We start from the raw sequence: 8,479 nt of genomic DNA on the forward strand, positions 1-8,479 counted from the left end.
TGCTTACATCCACGGCTTCTACAATCCAGCCCGGCTACACTCGGCGCTGGGCTACCACTCGCCTAACAACTACGCCCGGCAGCTCCGGGCTGCCGCCTGAAACGGCTTCATGGCGTCCGTTTTCAGGGGGCCAGATCACACACCCCTGCGCAACCCACCCTCCCGGCCACGGACACTTTCCGTGCGCGTCCACCCCGGGTTGAAGAAGGAAGAGCAAGAGCCGCATTACTTCCGGGGTCAGATCCGTTTTCCGCAGGAAAACGGATCTGACCCCTCTTTTCACCTGGAAACCCAACGCTCTTTCCGTCCGGCACCGAAATGCCGGGAGGGCTGGGCCGGGGTGGGCAGGCAGGACCGTTGGCGCCATGGGCCCGAGGCACGCCTCGGGCGGGTTGGGCAGGACGCCCAACCCCGGTCTTGCCGTGTGCGCAGGACAGCGCACACGAGCAAGGCGCCATCGAGCCCCCATGGACGGGTTTACGGCGTGTCCTGCCTGCCCCTCCCGCCCCGCCAAACACGCAGCAACCCAGAGCCATGAACCACGCTGTTGCTGTTGCCTTTGCCTGCGCTCCGGCTTGAAACGGGTGCCGGGCAGCGCCCGGCCGGGTATCCTTTCCCTCTGATGTCCGACCTTGTCCATGCCAGCCGCGAAGCCCTCAGCGAAGGCGGCGCGCTCGCCTCGCACCTGGATGCCTTCGTCCCGCGTCCGGCACAGCTGCACCTGACCGCAGCCATTGCCGACGCGCTGCAGCAGCGGGACCTGCTGCTGGCCGAGGCCGGTACCGGCACCGGCAAGACCTTCGCTTATCTGGTGCCGGTGCTGCTGTCCGGGCTGCGCACCATCATCTCCACCGGTACCCGCGCGCTGCAGGACCAGCTCTACCACCGCGATCTGCCGCGCGTGCGCCAGGCGCTGGGCGTCGGCCTGCGCAGCGCGCTGCTGAAGGGGCGCGCGAACTACCTGTGCCGCTACCGACTGCAGCAGGCGCGGGGCGAGCCGCGGTTTTCCAGTCCCGAACAGGCCGCGCAGTTCCAGCGCATCCTGGCGTGGTCCGGCCACTCGGAGTTCGGTGACATCGCCGAACTGGAGGGCCTGGCCGATGACTCGCCGCTGCTGCCGATGGTCACCTCCACTGTCGACAATTGCCTGGGCACCGATTGCCCATTCTGGGACGACTGCTTCGTGGTGCGCGCACGGCAGCGTGCGCAGGCCGCCGACGTGGTGGTGGTCAACCACCACCTGCTGCTGGCCGATCTGGCACTGAAACAGGACGGCTTCGGCGAGTTGCTGCCGGGGGCGCAGGCCTTTGTCATCGACGAGGCACACCAGCTGCCCGAACTGGCAGCGCAGTTCTTCGGCGAAGGTTTCGGCATGCGCCCATGGCAGGAACTGGGTCGCGACTGCCTGGCTGAAGCGCGCGGCGTAGGGGGCGCACAATCGGCGCTGCAGGAGCCGGTCGACCAGTTGCAACAGGCGTTGCTGGCGTTGCGTTCGGCGATGGAGGGGCTCCCGCCGCGGGGTACGCAGTGGCGTGCGCTGGCCATGCCACAGGTCCGCGACGGTTTCGATACGGTGATGGCCGGCCTGGTGGCGCTGGAGCAGGCACTTCAACCGCTGCGCGCATCGGCGGCGGGTCTGGACGCCTGCCATGCGCGGGCGCGCGAGGCGGTGTCGCGGTTGCAGCGCTGGCTGGGCGATGATGAACCCACCCTCGATTTCGATGCCGATCCGGCGGACCACGCCAGTGCCACCGATGTGCTCTGGTACGAACTCACGCCGCGGGGTTTCCGCTGCCAGCGCACGCCGATGGATGTGTCCGGCCCGCTGCGCGAGCATCGCGAGCGCAGCCGCGCGGCATGGATCTTCACCTCGGCCACGCTGACCGTGGGCAATGGATTCGACCACATCGCCACGCGCCTGGGCCTGGACGATCCGCATACCCTGGTCCAGCCGAGTCCGTTCAACTGGCCCGAGCAGGCGTTGTGCTACCTCCCGGAAGGCCTGCCTGATCCGACTGCACGGGGCTTCGGAACCGCGCTGATCCAGACCCTTCGGCCGGTGCTGCAGGCATCGCAGGGCAGGGCATTCCTGTTGTTCGCCTCGCACCGTGCATTGCGCGAGGCGGCCGAAGCACTGCGCGACGGGCCATGGCCGTTGTTCGTGCAGGGTGAGGCACCGCGCGCGACGCTGCTGCAGCGCTTCCGTGAATCGGGCAATGGCGTGCTGCTGGGCTCGGCCAGTTTCCGCGAGGGCGTGGACGTGGTCGGCGAAGCGCTGAGTGTGGTGATGATCGACAAGCTGCCGTTCGCGGCACCGGACGATCCGGTGTACGAGGCACGGCTGGAGGCGATCCGCAGCCAGGGCGGCAATCCGTTCCGCGACGAACAGTTGCCGCAGGCGGTGATCGCACTGAAGCAGGGTGTCGGTCGCCTGATCCGCAGCGAAAGCGACCGTGGCGTGCTGGTCCTGTGCGATCCGCGCCTGCTCAACCGTGGCTATGGCCGGGTCTTCCTGGATTCACTACCACCCTTCCGCCGCACCCGCAGCCTGGCCGATGTGCAGGCCTTCTTTACGCCACAATGGCTGCCCGTGGCTGATGATGCGGCTGACCCGGCCGCTGTTGCGCCGGGCCCGGAGCCGGCTCCCGGTGCCACGTTCCCCCTGTTCTGACCTGATCTGATGAAACTGCTCGCCTTTGAAACTGCCACCGAAGCCTGCTCCGTTGCCCTGCATGTCGATGGGCAGGTGCTGGAACGCTTCGAGATCGCCCCGCGCCGGCATGCCGACCTGAGCCTGCCATGGGCCGAGGCGCTGCTGGCCGAAGCCGGCATCAGCCGTCGCCAGCTCGATGGCATCGCGCTCAGTCGCGGCCCGGGGGCGTTCACCGGTGTGCGCCTGGCGATCGCCATCGCCCAAGGCATCGCGTTGGCATTGGACCGCCCGCTGCTGCCGGTTTCGACGCTGCAGGTGCTGGCGCTGCGGGCACCGGTGGAAGAAACGCAGATCCTGTCGGCAATCGATGCCCGGATGGGCGAACTCTATGTCGCGCGCTTCGAACGCGTGGACGGCCTGCCGGTCGTGCAGGATGCCGAGCGCGTCTGCGCCCCTTCCGGGGTGACGTTGCCGGAAGGAATGTCGGCCTACGGTGTCGGTACCGGTTTCGGCGCGGCCGACGGCGCGCTGGTGGCACAGTGGGGCAGTGGCCTGCGCGGTTTCGATGCTGCGGCATTGCCGCGGGCGTCGGACGTGCTGGCACTGGCCGTGCCGGCGTTCGCGCGTGGCGAGGCGATCGCACCGGAGAAGGTCGAGCCGGCGTACCTGCGCGACAACGTGGCACTGACCCTGGTCGAGCAGCAGGCGGCGCGAGAAGCGAAGGCGAAGGCCAACGGCTGAGCCCCTCGTGGCGGAGCGCGAAAGCACGAGCCGCGCTTGGCCGGGCGAGGTGGGTGCGCGGGGGACGCCGTGAACCCCCAGTCCGGCCCAGCCGCTGGCGGCTGGGCGTTCGGGGGCTTGCGAAGCAATGCTTCGCAAGCGAAGCGCCCTCACCCATGGGGGCTTAGCCGCGCCATCCATGGCGCGGATTCATCTGGCCCCCCGTCAGCGGACGCCAAGAAGCGATACTTTGATCGCACTTGGAGGTCCCTTATGTCCCGTATCACCCGTCGTAGCTACACCGATGAGTTCAAGCACCAAGCCGTGGAGTTGGCCGAGTCGCTCGGACCTGCCGCAGCAGCCCGTCAGCTGGAGATGTCGGTCAAGACGCTGGCAAATTGGCTTGACGCGGTCCGTGCTGGCCGGTCGTTGACCTCTGAGGCTCGCAGGCCAGCCACCGACCTGGAAAGCGAGATCAGCCGCCTTCGGGCCGAGAACGCCAATCTGAAGATGGAGCGGGAAATCCTAAAAAAAGCGGCGGCGTTCTTTGCCAGAGAGTCCAAGTGAGGTACGCCTTCGTCGCCAGTCAAAGGACTCACTACCCGACCAGGTTGCTGTGTCGGGTTCTTGGGGTTTCTGTCTCTGGATTCCATGACTACCTGCGCCGGCAGTGTGCCCAAACGTGCGATGTCGATTCGGCCCTCCGTACCGAGCTTCGGGCCATTCATGTGACCAGCAAGCGCAGTTATGGGCGACGTCGGCTGGTCAGGGCCTTACGAGCCAGGAATCATCCAGTCGGCCACAAGCGCGTGGCACGGTTAATGGCCGAGGAGCGAATCCAGGGCAAGACCAAAGGCCGATTCCGACCCAAATCCTCCGGCGGATCATCTCAGCTCGCCCCCAACCTGCTGGATCGGCAATTTGCCCCCGGAACCGGACCGACGGCCTGGGTCGGGGATATCACGTATGTCCCCACCCGCCAGGGATGGCTGCATCTGGCCGTGGTCATCAGCGTCCAGACCCGGCAGGTGCTGGGCTACAGTGTTTCCAAGCGTCTGACTGAAGAGCTGGTGGTGAAAGCATTTGCCAATGCTTGGGCTCTGCATCCACAACGACCCGGCCTGATCTTCCATTCAGATCGTGGTGGGCAGTACTGGGGGAACCAGTTTCGCCAGCTGCTGCAGTCCCATGAGGTGGTCCAAAGCATGAGCCGGCCTGGCAATTGCTGGGACAACGCGGTGGCCGAGAGCTTCTTTGCCACGCTCAAGACAGAAGAGGCTGCCGAGCCTTACGCCAGTAGAGAACAAGCCAGCCAGTCCATCGCTGCTTACATCCACGGCTTCTACAATCCAGCCCGGCTACACTCGGCGCTGGGCTACCACTCGCCTAACAACTACGCCCGGCAGCTCCGGGCTGCCGCCTGAAACGGCTTCATGGCGTCCGTTTTCAGGGGGCCAGATCAATCCACGCCATGCGTGGGTGGCCCCCCCCCCCGAAATCCATCTGGAGAAGAGCCCCCTTTTGTTAAAGGGGGCGCGCCGACAGGCGCGGGGATTAGGAGGAATGCGCGGACCTGAATGTTGACGATTTGCGTATCGCCGACGGGCGATACACAAATCGTCAACATTCAGGTATAAGCTGTTCTCCCGATGGAGACAGACACTACACGCTTGGGTCTGATCGAAGCCGGAGCTCCGTTTTCTGCTCCGGGCGCCGAAGCATCGCCCAACGCCACGACGCTGCATCGCCCCGGTTCGGTCCGGCTGCTCTCGCTTGATGCCCACGGACGCGTACTGGACTGGATCACCTGGCAAGATGCGGCCTGCCTCTACGCCCGCGAGGCAGTGGCTTGGACGCTTGGCGATCCCTGCCTGCACATCCACGGTGGCACCAACCGCTTCAGCGGCCTGCAGAGCGGCATGGACCTGCACCCGATCATCGCTGCCCGCGGCCACGCCCGCTCCCGCGCGATCGACCCGACGCCGAACCTGACCAACCAGGCCCTGTTCGCCCGCGACGCCCATCTGTGCATGTACTGCGGCCAGCAGTTCACCCGCCCCACGCTCACCCGCGACCATGTCATGCCGCTGTCCAAAGGTGGCCTGGACTGCTGGGAAAACGTGGTCACCGCGTGCTTCCACTGCAATTCGCGCAAGAGCGACCGCACCCCGCAGCAGGCCGGCATGCCCCTGCTGGCAGTGCCTTACCGGCCCAGCTGGATCGAGCACCTGATCCTGTCCAACCGCAACATCCTGGCCGACCAGATGGCCTTCCTGAAGGCGCAGTTGCCCAAGCGCTCGAAACTGAGCACCTGAACGCCCGAACATGCAACCCTCACCGTCCTGTCACGGACGGCGGCGTTTGCTTGCCCCACCCCCGTTTGAGGGCGAAAATGGGCGTTCAGAAAAAGTGCGAACATGATGATCGACTCTGCCCGCTATCCCCGCCTCGCGCGCATCCAGACACCGGATGACCTGCGCACGTTCGACGAATCCGAATTGAGGGCGGTCGCCGACGAACTGCGCGCCTACCTCATCGAATCGGTGGGCAAGAGCGGAGGCCACTTCGCCGCCGGCCTGGGCGTCATCGAGCTCACCGTGGCCCTGCACTACCTGTACCAGACCCCGGTCGACCAGCTGGTGTGGGACGTCGGCCATCAGACCTACCCGCACAAGATCCTGACCGGCCGCCGCGACGAGATCCATACCGTCAAGCAGAAGGACGGTGTCGCGCCGTTCCCGAAGCGCGAGGAAAGCGAGTACGACACCTTCGGCGTCGGCCACTCCTCCACCTCGATCTCGGCCGCGCTCGGCATGGCCATCGCCCGCCAGTCCGAAGGCGACGACCGCAAGGTCGTGGCGGTGATCGGTGACGGCGCGATGACTGCCGGCATGGCGTTCGAGGCGCTGATGCACGCTGGTGGCATGGAGCCGGAGCCGAACCTGCTGGTGATTCTCAACGACAACAACATGTCGATCTCCGAGGCAGTGGGCGGCCTGACCAAGATGCTGGGCCGAGCGACCGGCAGCCGTACGCTCAACGCGCTGCGCGAAGGTGGCAAGAAGATCCTCGGTGACAAGAAGAACAACCCGGCGCGTTTCGTGAAGCGCTGGGAAGAACACTGGAAGGGCATGTTCGTGCCCTCCACGATGTTCGAGGAAATGGGCTTCCACTACACCGGCCCGATCGACGGCCACGACATGCCGGCCCTGTTGTCCACCCTGAAGACGCTGCGCGCCTCCAAGGGCCCGAAGCTGCTGCATGTGATGACCACCAAGGGCAAGGGCTACGAGCCGGCGGAAGGCGATCAGATCGGTTACCACGCCGTGGGCCCGTTCGATCCGGACAAGGGCCTGGTGGCCAAGGCCGGGGCCAAGAAGCCGACCTATACCGATGTATTCAGCGACTGGCTGTGCGATGCCGCCGCCGCCGAGCCGCGCCTCTACGGCATCACCCCGGCGATGCGCGAAGGCTCCGGCCTGGTGCGCTTCAGCAAGGAGTACCCCCAGCGCTATTTCGACGTGGCGATCGCCGAGCAGCACGCGGTCACCCTCGCCGCCGGCATGGCCACTCAGGGTGGCAAGCCGGTGGTGGCGATCTACTCCACTTTCCTGCAGCGTGCGTACGACCAGCTGGTGCACGACGTGGCGATCCAGGATCTGGACGTGCTGTTTGCGATCGACCGCGCTGGCGTGGTCGGTCCGGACGGCGCGACCCACGCCGGCAACCTCGACCTCAGCTTCCTGCGCTGCGTGCCGAACATGGTGGTGATGGCACCCTCCAATGAAGCCGAGTGCCGGCAGATGCTCAGCACCGGCCTGCAGCACCCGGGTCCGGCTGCCGTGCGCTACCCGCGCGGTACGGGTACCGGCGTTGCGGCCGGCACCGACCTGTCGACCCTGCCGATCGGCAAGGGCGAGCTGCGCCTGCAGGGCAACCGCATCGCCCTGCTTGCCTTCGGCAGCACCGTGCCCGCCGCCGAGCAGGTCGGCCGCGAACTGGGCCTGAGCGTGGTCAACATGCGCTTCATCAAGCCACTGGATCGCGAGCTGGTGCTGGCCATGGCCGCCCAGCACGAGGGCCTGGTCACGATCGAAGACAACGTCGTGGCCGGTGGTGCCGGTTCCGGTGTCGGTGAACTGCTCAATGCCGAAGGCGTGCTGCGTCCGATCCTGCACCTGGGCCTGCCCGACAGCTACCAGCACCACGCCAGCCGCGAGGACCTGCTGGCCGAAGCCGGTATCGATGCGGCCGGCATCCGCGCCGCCGTGCTCAAGCGTTGGCCGCAGCTGGCCGCAGGCAGCCCGCCGCTGAGTGCCGCGGGCTGAGGCCGATCAGGAATCCACGCATCACGGGAAGGTGCAGCCGAAGGCTCGCACCTCCCACGGTGGAAGCAGGTGGTTCCACGCCATGCGTGGATGGCCGAACCCCGCAGGCCTGCCCCGGCAGGCGCCCCACGCTCAACCGTAACTGACCGCTTCCACGAACGCCCCGCTGGCCTCCACGCGCACGGCGGCGCGCTGCCCGGTGTCGACGAAGTGCAGGCGGGCCAGGGTCTCGGCAAAGTCATAGGCTCGTGCGCCATCACGGAACTCGATCGGCTCCGGCCTATCCGGGTGCAGCACGCGCCACTGGCGCTGTTCGCATTGCAGGCGGATCAACATGCAGCTCACTCCTTGAGGCAGCGTATCGACGGCGGCGCGATGCTGATGCCGGCTACGGCAATCGACATCACCGGGTATCAGGGCACGCAGGGCGCCCTGGTCACAGACGATACGTCGTTCAAAATGTGAGCTGTATCAGATTATTCTGATTTTCACGGGTTGAACCCGTAAAGCTCAGTTCACCTGGAACTGCGCCCTGCAGCCATCGCTCACCCAGATGCCGCGGCGATCCCAGCCCCAGCTCTGACCTTCGATGCAGGCACTGCGCGAGTCCTGGCGGATCAGGCGCACGCCCCGGCGGATGAAGTGACCCCCGGGAGTTGGACATCAGATCCAACCCCGAGGGATACATGAACAGATACGACGCGCGTTTCAAACTGCAGGTCGCCAAAGAGGCCTGCAAGACCTCCACATCGGTCAAAGCCGTTGCTCGTCGCTACGG

General features: G+C 66.2%; 8 protein-coding genes and 1 pseudogene. 7 read left to right on the forward strand and 2 right to left on the reverse strand.

All coding sequences use genetic code 11. From position 1 onward, the window contains the following. The first annotated feature begins 622 nt into the window (after positions 1-622). The 6 genes from RCF13_RS04125 to dxs all read left to right on the forward strand — a co-directional run bounded on the left by RCF13_RS04125 (position 623) and on the right by dxs (position 7,701). Positions 623-2,671 (forward strand): ATP-dependent DNA helicase, encoded by a 2,049-nt coding sequence (locus RCF13_RS04125; protein ID WP_134969162.1) that lies wholly within the window; start codon positions 623-625, stop codon positions 2,669-2,671. 9 nt (positions 2,672-2,680) lie between these two features. Beyond that, the gene (gene tsaB, locus RCF13_RS04130) at positions 2,681-3,394 is read left to right on the forward strand and encodes a tRNA (adenosine(37)-N6)-threonylcarbamoyltransferase complex dimerization subunit type 1 TsaB (protein ID WP_134969163.1); all 714 of its coding nucleotides are present in this window, start codon (positions 2,681-2,683) and stop codon (positions 3,392-3,394) included. 252 nt (positions 3,395-3,646) lie between these two features. After that, complete coding sequence (locus tag RCF13_RS04135) at positions 3,647-3,940, forward strand: transposase (RefSeq protein ID WP_006388655.1); 294 nt, start codon at positions 3,647-3,649, stop codon at positions 3,938-3,940. Further along, the gene (locus RCF13_RS04140; RefSeq protein ID WP_088023848.1) at positions 3,937-4,797 is read left to right on the forward strand and encodes an IS3 family transposase; all 861 of its coding nucleotides are present in this window, start codon (positions 3,937-3,939) and stop codon (positions 4,795-4,797) included. Before RCF13_RS04135 ends, RCF13_RS04140 begins: the two co-directional genes overlap by 4 nt. A gap of 225 nt (positions 4,798-5,022) precedes the next feature. After that, on the forward strand, positions 5,023-5,688 hold the full coding sequence (locus RCF13_RS04145; protein ID WP_032954353.1) for an HNH endonuclease: 666 nt from the start codon (positions 5,023-5,025) through the stop codon (positions 5,686-5,688). A 105-nt stretch (positions 5,689-5,793) separates the two neighbouring features. After that, positions 5,794-7,701: a 1-deoxy-D-xylulose-5-phosphate synthase gene (dxs, locus tag RCF13_RS04150; protein WP_061478102.1), complete on the forward strand. Its 1,908-nt coding sequence runs from the start codon at positions 5,794-5,796 to the stop codon at positions 7,699-7,701. Between the two features lie 132 nt (positions 7,702-7,833). Here the strand turns inward: dxs and RCF13_RS04155 are convergent, their stop codons facing one another. Together RCF13_RS04155 and RCF13_RS04160 are read right to left on the reverse strand one after the other, a co-directional pair. Further along, on the reverse strand, positions 7,834-8,037 hold the full coding sequence (locus RCF13_RS04155) for a hypothetical protein (protein ID WP_005417823.1): 204 nt from the start codon (positions 8,035-8,037) through the stop codon (positions 7,834-7,836). A 174-nt stretch (positions 8,038-8,211) separates the two neighbouring features. Beyond that, positions 8,212-8,340, reverse strand: a pseudogene (locus tag RCF13_RS04160) (DUF3011 domain-containing protein); the annotation flags it as partial. A 47-nt stretch (positions 8,341-8,387) separates the two neighbouring features. Between RCF13_RS04160 and RCF13_RS26260 the strand changes: the two are divergent. Then, the coding region (locus RCF13_RS26260) for a transposase (RefSeq protein ID WP_146136448.1) at positions 8,388-8,479 on the forward strand (92 nt) is incomplete at its 3' end.

Source organism: Stenotrophomonas maltophilia group sp. RNC7 (genome assembly GCF_030910085.1).
GTDB lineage: Bacteria > Pseudomonadota > Gammaproteobacteria > Xanthomonadales > Xanthomonadaceae > Stenotrophomonas > Stenotrophomonas sepilia.